This is a genomic window from Haloleucobacter albus, from assembly GCF_052492075.1.
The window spans coordinates 14,431-32,229 of the sequence record NZ_JBQWAS010000020.1 but is presented as its reverse complement, the minus strand read 5'-3'; the positions used below and the strand labels follow the sequence as shown (position 1 = coordinate 32,229).

The 17,799-nt window shown below is 60.4% G+C and carries 15 protein-coding genes, 1 tRNA gene and 1 CRISPR repeat array; of the genes, 3 read left to right on the top strand and 13 right to left on the bottom strand.

What is annotated here, in order from left to right:
- Positions 1–9 precede the first annotated feature (9 nt).
- Positions 10–2,283 (bottom strand): ComEC/Rec2 family competence protein, encoded by a 2,274-nt coding sequence (locus ACT6QH_RS04190; RefSeq protein WP_444973562.1) that lies wholly within the window; start codon positions 2,281–2,283, stop codon positions 10–12.
- Between the two features lie 212 nt (positions 2,284–2,495).
- Here ACT6QH_RS04190 and gltX point away from each other — a divergent pair, with 212 nt between their 5' ends.
- The 3 genes from gltX (at position 2,496) to ACT6QH_RS04175 (ending at position 4,381) form a co-directional block, all read left to right on the top strand.
- Positions 2,496–3,911 (top strand): glutamate--tRNA ligase, encoded by a 1,416-nt coding sequence (gltX, locus tag ACT6QH_RS04185; protein WP_444973561.1) that lies wholly within the window; start codon positions 2,496–2,498, stop codon positions 3,909–3,911.
- Positions 3,912–3,955: 44 nt separating this feature from the next.
- Complete coding sequence (locus tag ACT6QH_RS04180) at positions 3,956–4,159, top strand: sulfurtransferase TusA family protein (RefSeq protein ID WP_444973625.1); 204 nt, start codon at positions 3,956–3,958, stop codon at positions 4,157–4,159.
- Between the two features lie 146 nt (positions 4,160–4,305).
- Positions 4,306–4,381: transfer RNA gene (locus ACT6QH_RS04175), tRNA-Lys, on the top strand.
- Between the two features lie 303 nt (positions 4,382–4,684).
- Here ACT6QH_RS04175 and ACT6QH_RS04170 read toward each other — a convergent pair.
- The 12 genes from ACT6QH_RS04170 to casA form a co-directional block, all read right to left on the bottom strand.
- Positions 4,685–5,179, bottom strand: coding sequence for a terminase small subunit-like protein (locus ACT6QH_RS04170; protein WP_444973560.1), 495 nt, complete (start codon positions 5,177–5,179; stop codon positions 4,685–4,687).
- A gap of 1 nt (position 5,180) precedes the next feature.
- Entirely contained in the window at positions 5,181–5,624 is a 444-nt protein-coding gene (locus tag ACT6QH_RS04165) for a hypothetical protein (protein WP_444973559.1), read from the bottom strand.
- A gap of 49 nt (positions 5,625–5,673) precedes the next feature.
- Positions 5,674–8,157 (bottom strand): DUF927 domain-containing protein, encoded by a 2,484-nt coding sequence (locus ACT6QH_RS04160; RefSeq protein ID WP_444973558.1) that lies wholly within the window; start codon positions 8,155–8,157, stop codon positions 5,674–5,676.
- The gene (locus ACT6QH_RS04155) at positions 8,147–8,716 is read right to left on the bottom strand and encodes a hypothetical protein (protein WP_444973557.1); all 570 of its coding nucleotides are present in this window, start codon (positions 8,714–8,716) and stop codon (positions 8,147–8,149) included. The genes ACT6QH_RS04160 and ACT6QH_RS04155 overlap by 11 nt, the downstream gene beginning before the upstream one ends.
- Entirely contained in the window at positions 8,713–8,949 is a 237-nt protein-coding gene (locus tag ACT6QH_RS04150) for a helix-turn-helix transcriptional regulator (RefSeq protein WP_444973556.1), read from the bottom strand. The genes ACT6QH_RS04155 and ACT6QH_RS04150 overlap by 4 nt, the downstream gene beginning before the upstream one ends.
- Positions 8,950–9,126: 177 nt before the next feature.
- A CRISPR array of direct repeats spans positions 9,127–11,900; the repeat unit is 29 nt; unit sequence CGGTTCATCCCCGCATGCGCGGGGAACAG.
- Positions 11,901–11,967: 67 nt separating this feature from the next.
- Positions 11,968–12,258, bottom strand: a complete 291-nt coding sequence (gene cas2e, locus ACT6QH_RS04145; protein ID WP_444973555.1) for a type I-E CRISPR-associated endoribonuclease Cas2e — start codon at positions 12,256–12,258, stop codon at positions 11,968–11,970.
- Positions 12,255–13,211: a type I-E CRISPR-associated endonuclease Cas1e gene (cas1e, locus tag ACT6QH_RS04140; RefSeq protein ID WP_444973554.1), complete on the bottom strand. Its 957-nt coding sequence runs from the start codon at positions 13,209–13,211 to the stop codon at positions 12,255–12,257. The genes cas2e and cas1e overlap by 4 nt, the downstream gene beginning before the upstream one ends.
- Positions 13,208–13,879 (bottom strand): type I-E CRISPR-associated protein Cas6/Cse3/CasE, encoded by a 672-nt coding sequence (cas6e, locus tag ACT6QH_RS04135; protein WP_444973553.1) that lies wholly within the window; start codon positions 13,877–13,879, stop codon positions 13,208–13,210. The genes cas1e and cas6e overlap by 4 nt, the downstream gene beginning before the upstream one ends.
- Complete coding sequence (cas5e, locus tag ACT6QH_RS04130) at positions 13,876–14,553, bottom strand: type I-E CRISPR-associated protein Cas5/CasD (protein WP_444973552.1); 678 nt, start codon at positions 14,551–14,553, stop codon at positions 13,876–13,878. Before cas5e ends, cas6e begins: the two co-directional genes overlap by 4 nt.
- Entirely contained in the window at positions 14,546–15,673 is a 1,128-nt protein-coding gene (gene cas7e, locus ACT6QH_RS04125) for a type I-E CRISPR-associated protein Cas7/Cse4/CasC (protein WP_444973551.1), read from the bottom strand. Before cas7e ends, cas5e begins: the two co-directional genes overlap by 8 nt.
- Entirely contained in the window at positions 15,670–16,158 is a 489-nt protein-coding gene (gene casB / locus ACT6QH_RS04120; protein WP_444973550.1) for a type I-E CRISPR-associated protein Cse2/CasB, read from the bottom strand. The genes cas7e and casB overlap by 4 nt, the downstream gene beginning before the upstream one ends.
- Positions 16,155–17,669 (bottom strand): type I-E CRISPR-associated protein Cse1/CasA, encoded by a 1,515-nt coding sequence (casA, locus tag ACT6QH_RS04115; protein WP_444973549.1) that lies wholly within the window; start codon positions 17,667–17,669, stop codon positions 16,155–16,157. Before casA ends, casB begins: the two co-directional genes overlap by 4 nt.
- Positions 17,670–17,799: the final 130 nt, after the last annotated feature.

The following is a 17,799-nucleotide window of genomic DNA, read 5'->3' as shown; positions in this document are numbered from 1 at the left end:
TCATCATTTCTATGGCACCCAAAGCTCTGCACTTAAAATATCCACTTCACTTTCCACGAAGGGAAGAACAGTGGTGGGTGGCAATGCATGGTAGGGTTGCCATGGGCGGCTTTGTGACATGGAACGACTGGCCCGCTCACGCCACCCTGTCTCAGCATCATGATACAGAGCGAGTGTACCTGTCTGTTCCAGATTCTGCGCAGTGATAACCCGCGCAGGGCAATCCCCTGGAGGCATGTGCTCCGTCACCACAATAGAGGCGAGCAGGCAGTCGGCTTCCAAGCTGACTGGATTGTGTGAAACAGCCAATACACCTCTATCTTTTAGTGTGGCGACGCAACCAAGGTGATCGCAAGAAAATGACGAGGCCAGTGCCGGATCATCAAGAGCGCGTCTGTCACCCTCACGGTTCAGCCATTGCTCTGCAAACATGCGAGCGCGCGGCGCATTCAGAATGGAAAGTTTTCCATCTTCTCCTCGCACCGCAATCGTGTGTGTATTCGGGGCAATCAGGATGTCCGGGTGCTCTGGTGAGGTTGTAGCAAATACAGCTACACACAAAAACGGCAAAGCACACAACTTCAGCAGCCCCTGAGGTATTGAGAGCAGCAGAAGAGCCAGTGTTATCAGCAACAAATTGGCTGTATTGATCCATGTAACAGGGATATCTGCTCCCGGCAAATTCGCGCACCACTCAGAAACGGCAATCATAACTTCGATGCCAAACCCCATGACGGGCCAGGCGATAGAATCCCAGCCAAAAGGAATGAGCAGCACGCCAATCAATCCGAAGGGCATGACCAACAGAGAAACAGCGGGCATCGCAGCCAGATTGGAGAGCAGACCATAAGTCGATGCGCGCTGAAAATGGAAGGCCCCATAAGGAGCTGTCGCCACCCCTGCAAGAATGGATGTGATTGCAAGGCCGCCCATAAAGGCCAGCATGAACCAGATGATCTGCGCCCCCCACCCTTCCGGGCGAGGATATGAGAGATAGGGACGCAGCCACTGATAACCGGCCACCAAGGCTAAAGTGGCTGAAAAGGACATTTGCGTGCCGGGTTCAAGCAAGGCTTCCGGCGTCAGCACCAATACACAGAAAAAGGCAACCGCAACGGTTCGTAATGTCAGCGCCTGTCGTCCAGCGATCACGCCGATCAAGACAAGCCCCGTCATGATGAAGGACCGCTGTGCCGGCACCTCATTTCCCGACAATGCCAGGTAGAAGGCCCCACCCGCAAGCGCCACGAGTGCCGCAACGGACTTGATCGGCCAGCCTAATGCCAGACTTGGGAACAACGCCAAACCGCCTCGTACCAGAGCAAACAATGTGCCGGCGACCATGGCCATGTGCAGGCCTGAGATGGAAAGTATATGTGTGAGACCTGATATTCTCATGCTTTCCTCAATCTGCGGAGGAATAGCGGCCCTGTCCCCGGTTACAAGCGCCACAGCAATTGCGGCAGGCGTTCCGTTCAAGCTTCCCTGAATCCGATCAGCCAGAGCAATCCGAACAGATTGAATAGCGGCGGCCACGTGCACAGAAAAAGGCGCACGCTCAGCGGAACCCCCGCTCATGATGACCGGAGAGCCCAACCCATAGCCGATACCCCCAATCCCATCGAACCAAAGTCCTCGGCCAAAATCTTGGGCACCTGGCATGGCAGGCTGCAAAGGAGGCATGAGCCGCACGAGCTGTTCAATATGAGCGCCGACAGGAGGGGCTACGCCCTTGCGCAAAGTCAGGCGCACACGTTCGGGCACCTTATGCAAACCTGGTACTGTGCGGGATGTGAGGCGCAGTACGATGCGATCACTCTTTGTGCGCCTCTCCAATTTTTCGACAAAACCTTGCAGGCGCAAGGGGAAATCTGGAGGCTGGGACATGGCGTAGTGGCTTACCCAGGCGGTCCGGCTTGTCGCCAGCGCAAAGCCGGATGCCACACAGGAGCAGAGCAGCAAAATGGCAAAAGCAACAGGATTTCTGCGTGCAAAAAATGAGGCCAGCCCCAGTCCCCCAGCCAACAAGCAGACTGCCGCCAGAGAAGGCTCATGCGCAGCGCCAAAGTAGAGCAGAATGCCAAGCGCCAGAAAAACAGGGAGCCAGAGAATGAGACGCCCGGAATCCACCTCTGAGCGCAGATCCAGATGGATTCGCTCAACCAATATTTTGATAATATTTGCTATTTTCTGATGCAGCACGTTATGGCCAGAATGGCGAGCAGCCTTTTCGCACTCCTGTTTCACGGAAGCAGAAGTCAAGAGCAAACCCAATAAAGCCATACATCAGGGCTCACGCCCTTCTGTGCACCCCTCATTTCATATGCCCCTACTGCTCCCACCTGCCCGCCTTCCGGTTTCTTGTGCCTGCTGCCTATGCTACACGGGCGCACATGATGTGCCAGTCGCGTTTGCGCCACGTTTCAAACCGAATGGCACACTTCGCCTAATTGCCCTTTCCGCCTCGCGCAAGCCAGGCTTCGTTTGAGTTCTCCATGTCTGAGATCATCACCCGCTTTGCCCCCTCCCCCACAGGCTTCCTTCACATTGGCGGCGCTCGCACGGCCCTTTTCAACTGGCTTTATGCCAAGGCCAAAGGCGGGCGAATGCTGCTCCGTATTGAAGATACGGATCGCCAGCGTTCCACCAAGGAAGCTATCGACGCCATTCTGGAAGGGTTGAGCTGGCTCGGCATCGATTGGGATGGTGACCCGATCTACCAGTTTGCGCGTGCAGACCGGCACCGCGCCGTGGTGGAAGATATGCTGGCGAGAGGTGTGGCCTATCGCTGCTACGCCTCACCGGAAGAGCTGGAGGAGATGCGTGATCTGGCCCGCAAGGAAGGCCGTCCGCCGCGCTATGATGGCCGCTGGCGCGACCGCGACCCTTCCGAGGCCCCCAAGGATCGCAACCCTGTCATCCGTCTGAAGACGCCGCGTGAGGGCGAGACGGTGATTGAAGATATGGTGCAGGGGAATGTCACTATTCCCAACAAGGATCTGGACGATCTGATTCTGCTGCGCTCTGATGGAACGCCAACTTACATGCTCGCTGTCGTGGTTGATGACCATGATATGGGGGTGACGCATATCATTCGCGGCGACGATCACCTCACCAATGCGGCCCGGCAAATTCAAATCTACAAGGCGATGGAATGGAATGTGCCCAATATGGCGCATATTCCGCTGATTCACGGGCCGGATGGCGCAAAGCTCTCCAAGCGTCACGGGGCCTTGGGTGTCGATGCCTATCGGGATATGGGGTACCTGCCAGCGGCGCTTCGCAATTATCTCGTGCGTCTGGGCTGGAGCCATGGCGATCAGGAAGTCTTTTCAACGGAAGAGATGGTTTCCTATTTCGATCTCGACAAGGTGGGGCGCTCTGCGGCCCGTTTCGATTTCCAGAAGCTGGAAAATCTCAATGGACAATATATTCGCGCCAGTCTCGATGATGCTCTACTTGCAGATGTAGAAGCGCTGTTGCCGCATTTGCCAGATGCGGAAAAACGCGTCGCCAGCCTGACACCCGCGCGCCGCACCCAGCTTCATGCGGCCATGCCCGGCCTGAAAGAACGTGCCAAAACTCTTCTTGAGCTTCTGGACAATGCCGCGTTCATTTTTGTGGAACGCCCGCTCCAATTGGAAGAGAAGGCGCAAAAGCTGCTTTCCCCGGAAGCCAAGTCCCACCTGTCCAGCTTGCTATCCAGGCTTGAGACTGTGGAGTGGAAGGCTGCGGCAATTGAAGAGATGGTTCGCACCTATGCCGCTGAGGCACAGATCAAGCTGGGCGCCGTGGCGCAACCCTTGCGCGCTGCTACCACCGGCAAAACCACCTCTCCGCCTATTTTTGACGTTCTTGAGATTCTCGGACGAGAAGAAAGTCTTGAGCGAATCAAGGATCAGGCAGTGTGACAGTGGACCAAAAGCAGCGCGGACCTTCTGTGGCGCTGGATTTGATGGGCTTGAAATGCCCCCTTCCGGCTCTTCACACCCGCAAGGCCCTTACCAGCTTGCCGGCTGGAGGGCGCCTTATCGTGACCTGCACAGACCCCATGGCGGTGATTGATATTCCCCATGTGGCACAGGAGGCGGGCGCTCTGCTCGAGGACAGAGAAATTTCTGAGGGCCTTCTGACCTTCATTCTGCTGAAACAGGACTGAAATGTGAGGCGGAAGCATGATCGTGCCGCCGCCTCTCCTTCAGCACGTCATGAAAAGGTATCCAAAGCTTTTTTAGCCAATGAAGGAGCTTCTTTCCCTCCTGACCTTGACCGCAAACATTCAAGCGCTTACTGACGCACATGAGTGAGCCCGTAGCTCAGTTGGTAGAGCACGTGACTTTTAATCATGGGGTCTTGGGTTCGAATCCCAACGGGCTCACCAAGGTTTATCAAGAACTTAGGTGAGCATCACAATCTGCAGTCTTCCCAGAAAATGAAATTGGGAAGAACATGGGAAGATCCGAGCCCTATGTCGGATCCTTTGGGTCTCCCGACTTTTTCCCATGATTTGGTGTGCCTTACTTTCCGCGGTAACTGCGTTATATGATCGGGGCATTCCATCTCGCCGCCTAAAGGCGTTTCCTCATCCCCGCGTCCTGCGCTGCACAAAGTCTCCGGTGTGACGAGACAGGTGGCATGCGCAAATGCCGCCGATCTGTCCTGCCAGGACGTCGGCGGGCCGTATTCAATCGTCTTCGTCGTCCTTGATGACCTTCAGCTCGTGCGTCGGAACTGGGCGGATGCTGGTGCCCTGGACCGCCATGATGAGCGCCCGCATGGGGTTGTCCTCCTGACCGCCATGGTTCAGGGCGACCTTGTCGCCGTAGCGGTGCGGTGCCAGCTTTGAGAGGATCCACTTGCGGGTATCGACACACAGGCGTGAGCGCTGGATATTCTCAGGGCAGAAGCGCCCTTCCTCGTCATGGTCCCCAGAGGCGTCGTCCGCGATATCGAGAAGCTCTTCGGCCAGAGCATGTACGCTCTCGGCCTTCGCGCGCGCGTACTGGTCCCGAAAGTCTTCATGCTCCCGCAGCCAGCGGAATACGGTTTCGCGTCCAGGCATGTCGGGAGAGGCGCAGATGGTTCGCACAGACTTGCCCATGGCCAGCTCCGAGCAAATCCGATCAGCGATCTTTTCATTATAGGTCGACGGGCGGCCCGTCTTCTTCGGCACAGCCATGTCAGTCTCCATTGTGATTGTGAGCGGATGCTGTCCGCCAGCATGAAACATGGAAGGTGTCGCCAACACCGGTCCGCAACGTCACCAGCCAGTCGGCCTTGCCGCAGATGGTACAGGCGGCCGGCTGCGTGGGCAGGCCGGGCCCATCGCCAAGATGAAGCACCACATTTTCTGATGCCGTCTGCGTCCTCGTCTTGTTCGGGTGTTTGGGGCTGTCCCTGCAAAAACAGGCGTCCTGCATGTCCCCGTGTCCCGGATCTTTTATCTCATTGTTTTTGCTCTTGTTATTTCCAGTCGAGCAGGACGCGCAGGCTTCATCCAGTGTGTCCCCGGTTGTGCTCTGCCTGTGTCCCCGGCCGGTTTCATACGGCCTGGGTGCAACAAAACCGGCCTGAACGGCCTGAGAGACCAGATGGGAGAGGCCATCAATCATGGTCGTTTCCATCGGGATCATCCTGCGGGACAAGGATGTAGCAGCGCTTGCGCCCAAGGCCTTACGGCAGGCGGACACGCTGCTGGGGCACGGGCTTGCCATGGCGCAGGACCGGTGCCCCATCCCGTCCGGTCTCAGATTGGAGGATGCCAGCCTCCATTCCGACCTCGATCATCAGTGCAGATGGCAGGTCGCCGCACAGTTCCGGCCATTGCGCGGCCGGAACGATATATTCGATGCGCCTGTTCTCGATGCGACGGAAACCCAGACGTCCGCCATAGGACTTCTCGGACGACAGGATCGTTCCGGAGCCATATTCGCGCTCGTCAGGCCACTCTCCCATGCGCTGGAAACGGTTGGTGCCGGAACCAGAGAGGATTTCATCGAACCGCTCGCGTGCCCGCATCTGTTCCAGAGATCCGGAGCCCCCACGCGCACCAAGCCAGGCTTCGAAGCACCTTGCTGTTGCGCTGATCGCCTCGCCATTCGGCCAGGGCAGGATGCCCAGCCTGATAGCCAGTTCACCGGCTGCTGCAGCAAGGCCGAAGCGCTTGGCCACACGGGTGACCTGACCGTCAGCATCCGCAGGGCAAGTCCGGGCAATGAAGTCATCCCGGATAAGGATCATCTGGCGGGCCAGATCGTCCCGGTTCATGCGGGTGATGGCATCCAGCAGCAATGCAGAGGCATGGCCATGGTGGGTCGCAAAGATGCGGTCGAGCGTCTCGGACAGTTCACCTCCATGGGAGCAGCCATGGAGATAGCCATAAACTCCGTGGGGGCCAACGATGGCGGTAATATCGGCGATGCGCACTTCCTGTCCTGCCGCCGCCTTGCGCCCCCGTCCATCAGCGCGCATCACATCCGCCAGACTGTGCTCACCTGAGGACAGGAAAGTGGATCGCCACCGCACCACGGCACGGGCCGATGCGGTGCGGGTGGCGCGCCGCTTTCCCTGTCCGTTCGCCAGTTCATAGGCGATACTACCCACGTCACGGCCCGCCTGACCGATCTCGTCCAGAATGAGCAACACGTCATTGTAAAGAGAGGATGCAACCTCAAGTCCACTGGCTGTGGTGTTCCAGCTTCCAACGAAAGATGGGCCGCCATAGACCGAGGCAGCTGCGCGCAGCAGGGTGGACTTGCCCTTTGAGGACTGGCCGCGCAGGTGGAAGCCGCCCCCATCACCGCCGACAACATGAGCGAGCGGGGCAGACAGGGCGACGCACAGGACAAAGGCGAGACGAGAATTGCCGATGGCAAGCTTTGCCCCTTCCTGCCAGCCATCCATCGTGCCGGACAGGGCAAAGGCATGGGCCTCATCGCCATTCCAGATGATGGTATCAGAGCCGGAACCGAACACACGGTGCGGCAGGATGAACTGGTCACGATCCCAGCCGACGCGGCAAGCCAGCAGACGTCGCTCCTTCGGCAATACCACGGACAGGTAGCGCAAGATCGCCTCGCGAACCTTGCGGCTGCTGACATCGTAGCGCAGCCCATGGTGCCGCAGGGTTTTGAGCACCTCAGACCCGTCACCGGCCAGCGCCGATGACGACACGACAATCTCATGGCGACGGAAGTCCGCATCGATGAGGCACAGCAATGTGCCATGGTTCTGGCCATCGGGCCCGCGAACCAATGCCACAATCTCCAGAGGTGAAGAAGTCCATATGCTGGAGACGTGGCCATCCCGATCCTGAACCGTGCGATAGAGCCCGTCCTGCTTGGAGAGGAACTCACCGGCCTGCAGCTTGACGTCCTGATCCAGATCAAAGGGGCGCAAGGCAGCATTGATCTCCGTGCGATGACGGGCAATGATCTCTGCGGTCCATCCTTCAGATGCTGCATCCCCCAGATCCCAGCCAACAGGGATCGGCCCGGTCCGCTCGACGCGCTGACCTTCCTTGACCACGTGCCGTCCAAGAGTTTCGGGCGGCAGGATGAGGATTTCCGCCGCTCCGGCCTCCTTGCACAGGCCACATACCTTGAGAGCAAAATCAGCGGATGCCCCGTCACGATCGGGGGCAATGATCACACGGCGTCCGCGCACCGGTGACCAGTCCGTCTGATGAGCACGACTTGCCCCACCCAGAGGTGACACCACCACCAGGTCAGGAAACAGTACCTGCCCTGCCTGAGCCTTTTTCTCACCCTCAACGACAAGGATGTTAGCATCTGGACGGGACAGAAGCTCCGGCAAGCGATAAAGCGGGAAAGGTGCGGACCAGCCCTTCAGCCGCCATTGGTGCCGTGAACCAACACGGCACCACGACAGCGGGCGGACAAGTTTTTCCGGATGCGCCTCGGTTCGTTCCCAGCGACCGACATAGCCGACAATGCGGCCCTCAGCATCGATATAGGGAAACAGCAGGTCAGGAGGTGTGCGGCGTTCATGGTGGAGATAGGAAAAGGGATCGCAGGTCTCCGGGGGAACCGGAGAAACAGCGACCACTTCTTTTCCGCCGATACCGCGCCCCAACATGCGGGCACGGGCGGCCTCGATCTCGGCAGTCATGGGGGAGGTTTGAAGCTCAACGAGCATGGCTGTTCTCCCCAGTATCCAGCAGCTGTGCAATATCGCGGGCGGCATCTATCTGGGATCGGCCCGTCAGATAGGCGTGCAGCGAGATCAAATCTCCGCCGCGATCATCCGTGGCAAAGTCCGCCCATACACCGGTGTGAAGGTTGATGCGGAAAGAGCCAGGGTGACGGTCTGCACGGGTCGGATTGCGGATGACATATTCCAATCCAACCACCCTGCCGCCGGGCAGCCAACGCTCCAGCAGCCACGGCAAGGCATAAAGAGACATGCGCCGGATGCGGGCGAAATCCACATTCCCAGCCTGCGCCCGGGAAAAATCATGAACGTGCAGCGGGCCGGGCAGCATGACCGCCATGGCGCTGATCCAAGGGAGAACGGGCAAATGCACCGAAGACGGCGAGTCGCTCAGCGCCTGCACGACCATCTCTCCAGCGAGAAGGGTCAGAAAGCCCAGAAGCAGGAGAATCTCGAATGCTGCGGCAGGAACAGCAAAACCAATCCCCGCGATACAGCGGGGATCGGCAGTTTTGAAAATCTTGTGAGGCGCGGAGCGTTTCATTGCACACCCCCATTGTCAAAGAAGGCAGCGCGCTCTGCGATGTAGCGATCAAGCTTATCAGAGTCCCACATCACCTTGCGCAAACCCAGACGAATGGGAGCCGGCAGGACACCAGCGCGCGCAAGAACGCGGAAGCGGGACTCTGAATAGCCAGCCCGAGCGGCTGCCTGACGGGCATTGAGCAACCGGCGGGGCGGCTTGATCTTCTCCGTTGAAAAGGAAGGCTGACCCATGTGATCCCCCTTGCGGCGCGGGATGCGCCATAGGGGGCCAGAAGAAGTTATTCGGTACGAACTGACACGTGAGCGAAGGTACACGCCCTCCCGCACCTTCAGTCACGCAAAGCGCAGGACTTTTCAAAAGAACCGGGTAGTTGTGAGTATTCAGAGGTTTCACCGAACCTGAGCAGACGGTTCATCCCCGCATGCGCGGGGAACAGGCTCAAGCATCATGTAGGAGCCGCGCCCGCCGCGGTTCATCCCCGCATGCGCGGGGAACAGTGCTGGCTCCGATCTGTATCTGCTCAGCACCGAGGTTCATCCCCGCATGCGCGGGGAACAGAAAAAACAGTCCGAAAATAGATCTAAGCCAAATGGTTCATCCCCGCATGCGCGGGGAACAGAGATCGTGGAGCGCGTCGATTATCAGCCGAGCCGGTTCATCCCCGCATGCGCGGGGAACAGTCGTGCGCGGCTGGTCACCCGCCGCCCTCGATCAGTTCATCCCCGCATGCGCGGGGAACAGTGCGTGCTGGTATCCCCCAGCGTGGCAACAGGCGGTTCATCCCCGCATGCGCGGGGAACAGACTTGCGCGCGGCGGTGTGACACTTGTTCACGCGGTTCATCCCCGCATGCGCGGGGAACAGGCCCACAGGCCGTCAGGGCGGGCGGAAAGCTCCGGTTCATCCCCGCATGCGCGGGGAACAGGCTTGGTGGCCTCGATGCGCTCGCGTACATGGCGGTTCATCCCCGCATGCGCGGGGAACAGAGCGCAGCCGCTGTTTTCCGGGCGTTCAGCACCGGTTCATCCCCGCATGCGCGGGGAACAGGCCCTCCAATACCTTCATCTGTTCCGCTGTACCGGTTCATCCCCGCATGCGCGGGGAACAGATGGACGGCGCATCGCGCGATTAGGCGATCTGCGGTTCATCCCCGCATGCGCGGGGAACAGCATGCGCGGGCTGCTGATGATCGGGTGCGGTCCGGTTCATCCCCGCATGCGCGGGGAACAGGGAGATTATGTCTTCGTGGACACGCGCCACCGAGGTTCATCCCCGCATGCGCGGGGAACAGTTTCCCCGTTCTCTCCACACCAGTGCCCTCACCGGTTCATCCCCGCATGCGCGGGGAACAGCTTTCGTGATGGCCGATGGCGTCAAATACGCTCGGTTCATCCCCGCATGCGCGGGGAACAGTCGGCATGCCGGATTACGACGCCTACCACATCCGGTTCATCCCCGCATGCGCGGGGAACAGGGCAGGGCCACGCCATCCAGAGTGTATGTCGTCGGTTCATCCCCGCATGCGCGGGGAACAGTTGCGGGTCTGCGGGCCGACAATCCCGTCCGCCGGTTCATCCCCGCATGCGCGGGGAACAGGTCGGTGGTTTCAGTGCCGAGGGCGAAATTGACGGTTCATCCCCGCATGCGCGGGGAACAGTTTGGAACCGACGCCATGAGAACGGCTATCGGCGGTTCATCCCCGCATGCGCGGGGAACAGTTACCCCTATGATCTCGCCGTAACGCGCCCCCCGGTTCATCCCCGCATGCGCGGGGAACAGTCACGCAGCGCTCTTCATGTCGCGGATGGCGGCGGTTCATCCCCGCATGCGCGGGGAACAGAGCCCCGGCGCGTTCGGGTCACGCGTTATCAGCGGTTCATCCCCGCATGCGCGGGGAACAGGCTCTTATAGAGCGCGTATCCGACGGCGACAGCGGTTCATCCCCGCATGCGCGGGGAACAGGCTCTTATAGAGCGCGTATCCGACGGCGACAGCGGTTCATCCCCGCATGCGCGGGGAACAGGGTTATTCCTCGATTGAGATTGAAGGCATCACCGGTTCATCCCCGCATGCGCGGGGAACAGTCTGAAATCATGGTGCTGCACCGCCGCCGCAACGGTTCATCCCCGCATGCGCGGGGAACAGTCGCCTCAAAATTTGAATTTTGAATTATCGTTCGGTTCATCCCCGCATGCGCGGGGAACAGAAAACGATCGCACCATCGGCTCCTGTGCGCGCCGGTTCATCCCCGCATGCGCGGGGAACAGATGGGGACGAGAGACAATGAGTGGTGGCCGCCCGGTTCATCCCCGCATGCGCGGGGAACAGTCGGACAACGGCTCGCCATAGACCGGATCGGGCGGTTCATCCCCGCATGCGCGGGGAACAGCGAGGCATATCTGCGCATCAGTCGAGCGCAGGCGGTTCATCCCCGCATGCGCGGGGAACAGTTTATGTAGTGGTGATCCCCGACCCGGATGCCCGGTTCATCCCCGCATGCGCGGGGAACAGATGTTCGTCGGTGGCGGGCACATCAGGGGCGGCGGTTCATCCCCGCATGCGCGGGGAACAGCCTATCGCCGTCTTGCTGTCCTCAACATCCCCCGGTTCATCCCCGCATGCGCGGGGAACAGGGCCAGTATTGCGTGATCCGGCATCAGGGTTGCGGTTCATCCCCGCATGCGCGGGGAACAGGGCACCTGGTTGGTCACCAGAACTGGGATACCCGGTTCATCCCCGCATGCGCGGGGAACAGGAGCCCCGTCACTCCCGCCATCTTATCAAAGACGGTTCATCCCCGCATGCGCGGGGAACAGTCATCGGCTCGCGCCACACGGCTGCGCTCAACCGGTTCATCCCCGCATGCGCGGGGAACAGCCCCAGATCCTCAAAGTCATCTACCGATAGTTCGGTTCATCCCCGCATGCGCGGGGAACAGAATGTCTCATCCCAGATGGACCCGCGCCCGGCCGGTTCATCCCCGCATGCGCGGGGAACAGGTGATAAAGACTTTCGCAGTTCCGGCGGAGATCGGTTCATCCCCGCATGCGCGGGGAACAGCCGTTTTGGCTGGTGCGGGACGCCTCTTCCAGCGGTTCATCCCCGCATGCGCGGGGAACAGGGTCCATGTGGGACTGGCCGGAAGACCCGGACCGGTTCATCCCCGCATGCGCGGGGAACAGACTTCTTGTACATGATTGATCTATCAGCGTATTTCACTTTTCAAAAAGCGCACCAATTTTTGGAAGGCTAATCACCTCGAACGGGTGGGAAAAAGCTGACAAGTTTCAGGCCATCAAAATCAACCGGCATACGACGGTTGCGGCCCGCAGTCAGAAACTCATAACCTTGGTCTGTCGGTGCTTTCCAGACGATGACAGCGTCGCCCTCATCTATCCCGGCCAAAACCTGCTCCCAGATCATCTCACGCGTGCGGGTCGAATAATCGCCCACATAAACACCAGCTCTCACTTCCACCAACCATGCCGCCAGGCGGCCTCTCAGCCGCATGGGAGCATTGTTCACCACCACAACCATCATCCGCGATGCCCTCCATCACCCGTGGAGGGGGCATCAGGAAAGGCAGGCGGCAAAGCTTCGGGCGCGGGTTCAGGAGGTGCAAGCTCTCCTGCCGCCAGAACGTCCTCAATGGCCGGAATAATCCGGCCCAGCAATCCCGTGCGTCGAAAAGAATCCCGGCACGCCAGACGCACAGCCCTGTCCGGGGACATGTCCAGATGCCCTTTCTGAGCCTTCCCGGCAATGCGGAAGGCTTCTGGTACAACGGTTTCCAGCTTGAACAGGTCTGCGATATCATAAACGAAGGATAAGGGCTTTCCGCTATGCAGAAAGCCGATGGCCGGCGCATAGCCCGCTGCGAGAACGGCGGCCTCTGTCAATCCATGCAAACAGGCCGTAGCAGCAGAAAGGCAGCGATTGGGCACATCACCAGCCTCCCAATCCGCAGGATCATAGCGCCGCCTGCTCCAGTTCACGCCATGGCTCTGCGCCAGAAGGGCATAACTCTCGCGCACACGCGCGCCTTCAATGCCCCGCAACTGGTTGATGGAGCGGCGCAAAGGCGCATCCTCACCAAAGCGCATGGCATACATCCGGCGCACCACGCGCAAGCGTGCCGCAGGGTCCAACGCAATGGCGGCTTGCCAGAGCAGCCGGTCTGCCCGCGCACCACCCGGTTGACCAGCCGAATACAGGCGCACCCCCGCCTCGCCCACCCATGTGATCAAGGTGCCAACCCGCGCCGCCAAAGCCACGGCGGCATGGCTTATTCTGGCCCCCGGCTCCAACAAAATGCAGGCCAGACCGCCAACGGGAATCTGCGTGCGTGTTCCATCGGCATTGACAGCAACAAAAGCCCCATCCGCCACATCCAGTTGCGCCCGTTCAACAAAGATCATGGAGGCCCTGTCTTTCAGCGCAATAGGCTTTGGTGGAGCAAGCCCCGGCAGCCCGGAACTGCTACTACCGCTCATCTGGCACGCCGGATCAGCATGAGGCCACAGCCGAACGCACGGGCACGACCAAACCCCTGCGCGAGATACTCAAGAAACAGGGCTGGCTCTTTCACCTCCAGCTCACCGGAAAACTCCAGAATGCCGAACTGTCGCTGCCCGCGCCGCCCACCAGATTGCCCCGGCAGCGCCCGCACGCCATAATTTTCCACGCACACCGCAACGGGCTGGAAACCGGCCTGTGCGCCTTGTCTCTCCAGCCAGGCAGCGCCTTCGCGCTGGGCCATATCCATCCGTGCCGCAGCACGCTCGCCTGCTGGCAAGGCATGCAGTGCATCCATCACCACATCCACCCGGCCAATGCCCTGCCGCTGACGCGTTGCATTTGCCCGCAGCATGAATTCCAGCCGGTCCCCTGCCGTCAGTACCGGGGCAAAGGGCTTGGTCTCGGGCGGCTCGAAAAGATCATGCGGTACCGGTTCCCGGGCAGAGAGTACATAAAAACGCCCCGCACCCTCAGCGCGCCAGAGAAAGTCCCGTCGCCTGTCCGGCCCATCACCAAAAAGCACCCACATCAGGCGATGATGGGCATCCATGGCCGCAGCCGCATGATCGGGGTCGAGCACAGCTTTAAGAGCAACATTTCCGGCTGAACGGTTCAATGTGAGACGAGAGAAGAAAAGCGTCATCCCGGTCCTCCGGTATGGATGACCCGCCGCGAACGGAAGCCCCATACGGAGCGATCGACCGGATCATCCCAGCGCAGGCTTTCCACTCCGCTCATGCCTTCGAAGACATCGCTGGCCACGGAGCCAATAGAGGCGTTGCGCGCCCAATGCGGGCGCGTGGCCGCAGCCAGTGCCTGAACCGGTGTTTCGGCATCAATCAGGCGCGGCACCACAGGCATGGTCAGCGGGCAGGATTTACGCCCCAGATAGAGCACAAAATGCGGTGCCTCCAATGCCGCGACCAATGGCGCACGCGCGCCACCCCACACGGCCACGGCAAAAGCACAATCGGTGACATAATCGCGCTGGGTCAGCACCGGGTTATCACCGCGCGCAAGGGCGGCAAGGGCAGCGCGACGGGAATTGGGCCTGCGAATGCGCGCGGTGGGTACAGTCTGCGCTGTGTGAAAATCGCGCAGCATGGCACCTGTCAACATGGTGCCCACCGCCACTTTCCATGCACCCAGTGCCTGCTGGCCGGGGTCATCATCGCGCTCCACCCCCAGCGCTGCTCCCATCAGCCCCAATATGGCCGAGCGCGCGGGCCACAGCAGGGAGCCGCGCCGCTCATGGCCGGCAAGGTCACCAAAGGCGCCCATCGCACCGGCAAGGGTGAACACGACGAATTCAGCCATTGGCAAAAGCCCGGCGCACAAAGGTCAGCACATCAGCCAGCGTACCGGTGCCATCCGGCACATTCATGGCTGCGCTCTCCCAGTTCTGACCATAGGCACGGTCAAGCGAAGCGGCCTCTGCCTCCAGCGCAGAGATGGATGCTGCCAGCAGATCCCCGCCTGTCACAGGGCGGAAAAAGGCACAGGCCAGACTGCGCGGCTGCTGGCGTCCGAACTCTGCCCGCACATAGCCTGCGCGGGGGCGATGCGCGAAGCTATTCTGCTTGCCGGAGGGAGATGTGGTCGCCAGAGCCTCAACCAGTGCCTCAAGGCCCGCCACGGCAAGCGGATTGTCTCCTGCAAGGTTTTTCTCCAGCAGGTCACAATTCACGCAGACATAAAGATAGAACACGCCAGAGCCAAAGCCGGCATCACCCACAAAGCCCGCTCCTGCATCCTCGGCGGCTGTCTTCAGATCATCAACAGCTGTGTAGAAGTCATCCTCCACCAGCGCGCGATGGGTGGTGATGGCATGCGCGACCTGCACCGCAGCCTCGCGATTGAAATCAGGATCATCGGCTAGCATACGGCCAAACATGGCAACATCTACAGCGCCATCAGCCGTGCGCAGAAGATCTTGTGCAGGAATGGCATAAGCACCGCTTCCCGCCCCCTCCCCCGTCTTTTCGGCTTTCTTGCCACCCTTCTTGGCCGCTCCAGCCTTGGCCCGGTAGAGTTCCGGGTCTGCCAGCATGGCTTCAGCCAGTTCCAGGGCGCGCTCCCGCTCCGCCGGTGAAATGAAGGCCAGTTGCTCGGTCAGCAGGGAGGGGGCAGGCTTCATCTTACCAAAGGCATCGGCAATGGCGCGGGAAATCTCGCTCAGGCGTGGCTCTTCCGCCTTCAGTTCTCGCAAGTGCCCGGCCACCACCTCACCAACACGCTGGGTGCGCGCGCCCATATGCCCGGCAAGGCGTGTTTCCAGCAGTTCGGATGTCCGCACCGCCCGTTTCAGAGACTGACTGGAAATGCGCAGCCGGTCGACACCACCAAAGCGTGCGGTTTTCGGGCGGCCCTGATCATCCCGGTTGGGATTGGAGGGCGGATAGATGGTCAGATAATGCAGCTGCAAGAACCGGCTCATGCTTCAGTTTCTCCGGTTGGCTCTGGCGCGGTGGAACCTGCGCCATAATAGGAAAAGCACCATTGATTGCGGACCTGATCTGACCAGTAGAACAAGTCTGCCGCCAGTTTTCCGACATGCGCCCTGCCCTCAATCTGGATGAGGGCGCGGCGCAGGGGAAGGATCAGTTCACCCGGCCGCTCAATCCGCACAAGCCGCTGGAAGCGGAGCGGGGAAAGGGCACCGCCCATCTGCTCAGCTGCCGCTCTAGCACTGGTTTCGCGGATATTGGCCAATGCGGAGGCGATCAGTGCCAATGTCTCTGCCCGCGATATCAACGCCCCGCCAAGAGAGGCGTTCAAATCATGCGTTGCGGTTATGCTGACGATTTCGGCCGCAGAAGAGGCCCGGCGCAACTGCGCCCGCGCAGCACGCCCCGGACCCGTATCACCCAGTGCATCCTTCCACCAAGCAAAGGCGATCTTGCCCACCTCCAGCGCGCTCATAGCTTCTTCCTCTCCGGGCGCTCCAGCCCGAGCAGATCGTGGATGATATTGCCGGAAAAGGTGCGCAGCAGGTTTTGCCGAGCCTGTACCAGCGTCTTCATTGTCGGCCGGCGGCTGAAAGGGGTGATGTCGGGAGCAGTCGCGTCATAATCGACCGGGCGCGCCATGACATCAAACTGGGTGAGAGCCTGATGGCGCAGCAGGGCCAACCAGTTGCGCGCGATCCTGTCCTGATCCTGCCCATTCACGATGGCGCGCAGGGCATCACGAAAGGCACTTTCCGTTTCCAGAAAGAAACGCTCCCGCTGTGGCTCAATGGGTGTGCCCTCACTGCCAGACAAGCCCAGCGCCGTGGTCGCGGCCTTCATCAAGGCACGCGCGGCCACATCCGCCGCCGCCACCAGATCAGCCGCTTGCCCAGCCTCCGGTGATTCCGGTCCAAAGGGAAAAAGCGGCTGCTCCGACCACAGAAAATCCTGCGGGCTCATGTTCGACATTGCCCACCCCCCAGCAATGACGGATGCGTATGCATCATCAGAGCGGCGGATATGGTTTTCTAGAGCGGATGCCCGCCAGCGCAAGCTATCCTTGCCCAAACCCTGCGCCGCCAGCGAAATGCCCAGCCAGTGGCGATAGCTTTGCGGCCCGGGTTTAGGATGCACGGGCAAACGATCTGCCCCTGCCTTCATGGCATAATAGGGGGTCAACGGATGCTGCCAAAGGCCGTAATTCGTGCCATACGGGCGCTGGATAACGCCCGTCACCCGCCCTTCTTCCGCCACCAGACGCAAGCGGCGTGGCATGCCGAAGAATACCTCCGCCGCTGGGAACTCTCCCTCCGGCTGGTGCACAAGCTGTCCTGCTTCCGATGTCTGTGTCGCGCGCATCCATGGCAATGCGATGAGGTCTGTGAGTGGACGTCCGCATGGCACATTCGCCCAGATCAGGGACCAAAGCGGGGCCTCCCCCGGCGCGGATGGTTTGACCAGCGTCACCAAGGGTCCGCCGCCGCGCATGGATGTGCGATTACCAGCCCCGCCCGAAGGCGCAAAAGCCTGAAGCGTATACAAAGCCATGGCCGCCAGAGGGAAATCCAGCGCGGGGTAGCGCTTCCGCTTCACCATCAGATCCGCATTCTTGCTAGCCGTACTCTCGCCAGCAGAGTCAATGAAGAGCATGTCCGGCGTAGAAGGGTCCCCCTCGAGGCGGGCCTTGTCCTGCAAAAAGCGCGGGCCCTCTCCCAGCAGTTCAAAAGCGGGAGCGAGTGGGGCAAGGGCAGCGCGTAGCGCTTCTGGGTCCGGCTTGCGAGCCTGCCATGCGCTGGCCGATTCCGGCGGTGCTGCGAGATAGACCAGACCGATCAGCAGCTCCAGACATGCCAGATTGAAATCCGGCCGCGGCCAGTCGAGCGCGATGAGACCCGTTTCGGCAATCTGATCGGGCCGGATGGTAACCGACCTGTCACCACGCCGCACCGGAATCCACGGATCCAGTATGAGGTTCAGCCCCATGCAGCCCCTCCCGTCACATATGCCGCGCCGCCTTCGGGCATGCCTCCCGGATATGCGACCACACCGGCAACTGATTCACATGGAAGAGTAGATCAGCAAAACCTGAGGTTGTGCGCGTTACTTCACCATA

What these genes read in the sequence shown, in the direction of transcription:
- ACT6QH_RS04165 (WP_444973559.1), bottom strand. Translation starts at nt 5,624, where the DNA reads ATGGAAACGACCATGATTGATGGCCTCTCCCATCTGGTCTCTCAGGCC.
- cas7e (WP_444973551.1), bottom strand. Translation starts at nt 15,673, where the DNA reads ATGAGCCGGTTCTTGCAGCTGCATTATCTGACCATCTATCCGCCCTCC.
- cas2e (WP_444973555.1), bottom strand. Translation starts at nt 12,258, where the DNA reads ATGATGGTTGTGGTGGTGAACAATGCTCCCATGCGGCTGAGAGGCCGC.
- ACT6QH_RS04180 (WP_444973625.1), top strand. Translation starts at nt 3,956, where the DNA reads ATGGGCTTGAAATGCCCCCTTCCGGCTCTTCACACCCGCAAGGCCCTT.
- cas1e (WP_444973554.1), bottom strand. Translation starts at nt 13,211, where the DNA reads ATGAGCGGTAGTAGCAGTTCCGGGCTGCCGGGGCTTGCTCCACCAAAG.
- ACT6QH_RS04160 (WP_444973558.1), bottom strand. Translation starts at nt 8,157, where the DNA reads ATGCTCGTTGAGCTTCAAACCTCCCCCATGACTGCCGAGATCGAGGCC.
- ACT6QH_RS04155 (WP_444973557.1), bottom strand. Translation starts at nt 8,716, where the DNA reads ATGAAACGCTCCGCGCCTCACAAGATTTTCAAAACTGCCGATCCCCGC.
- ACT6QH_RS04150 (WP_444973556.1), bottom strand. Translation starts at nt 8,949, where the DNA reads ATGGGTCAGCCTTCCTTTTCAACGGAGAAGATCAAGCCGCCCCGCCGG.
- cas5e (WP_444973552.1), bottom strand. Translation starts at nt 14,553, where the DNA reads ATGGCTGAATTCGTCGTGTTCACCCTTGCCGGTGCGATGGGCGCCTTT.
- gltX (WP_444973561.1), top strand. Translation starts at nt 2,496, where the DNA reads ATGTCTGAGATCATCACCCGCTTTGCCCCCTCCCCCACAGGCTTCCTT.
- cas6e (WP_444973553.1), bottom strand. Translation starts at nt 13,879, where the DNA reads ATGACGCTTTTCTTCTCTCGTCTCACATTGAACCGTTCAGCCGGAAAT.
- casA (WP_444973549.1), bottom strand. Translation starts at nt 17,669, where the DNA reads ATGGGGCTGAACCTCATACTGGATCCGTGGATTCCGGTGCGGCGTGGT.
- ACT6QH_RS04170 (WP_444973560.1), bottom strand. Translation starts at nt 5,179, where the DNA reads ATGGCTGTGCCGAAGAAGACGGGCCGCCCGTCGACCTATAATGAAAAG.
- casB (WP_444973550.1), bottom strand. Translation starts at nt 16,158, where the DNA reads ATGAGCGCGCTGGAGGTGGGCAAGATCGCCTTTGCTTGGTGGAAGGAT.
- ACT6QH_RS04190 (WP_444973562.1), bottom strand. Translation starts at nt 2,283, where the DNA reads ATGGCTTTATTGGGTTTGCTCTTGACTTCTGCTTCCGTGAAACAGGAG.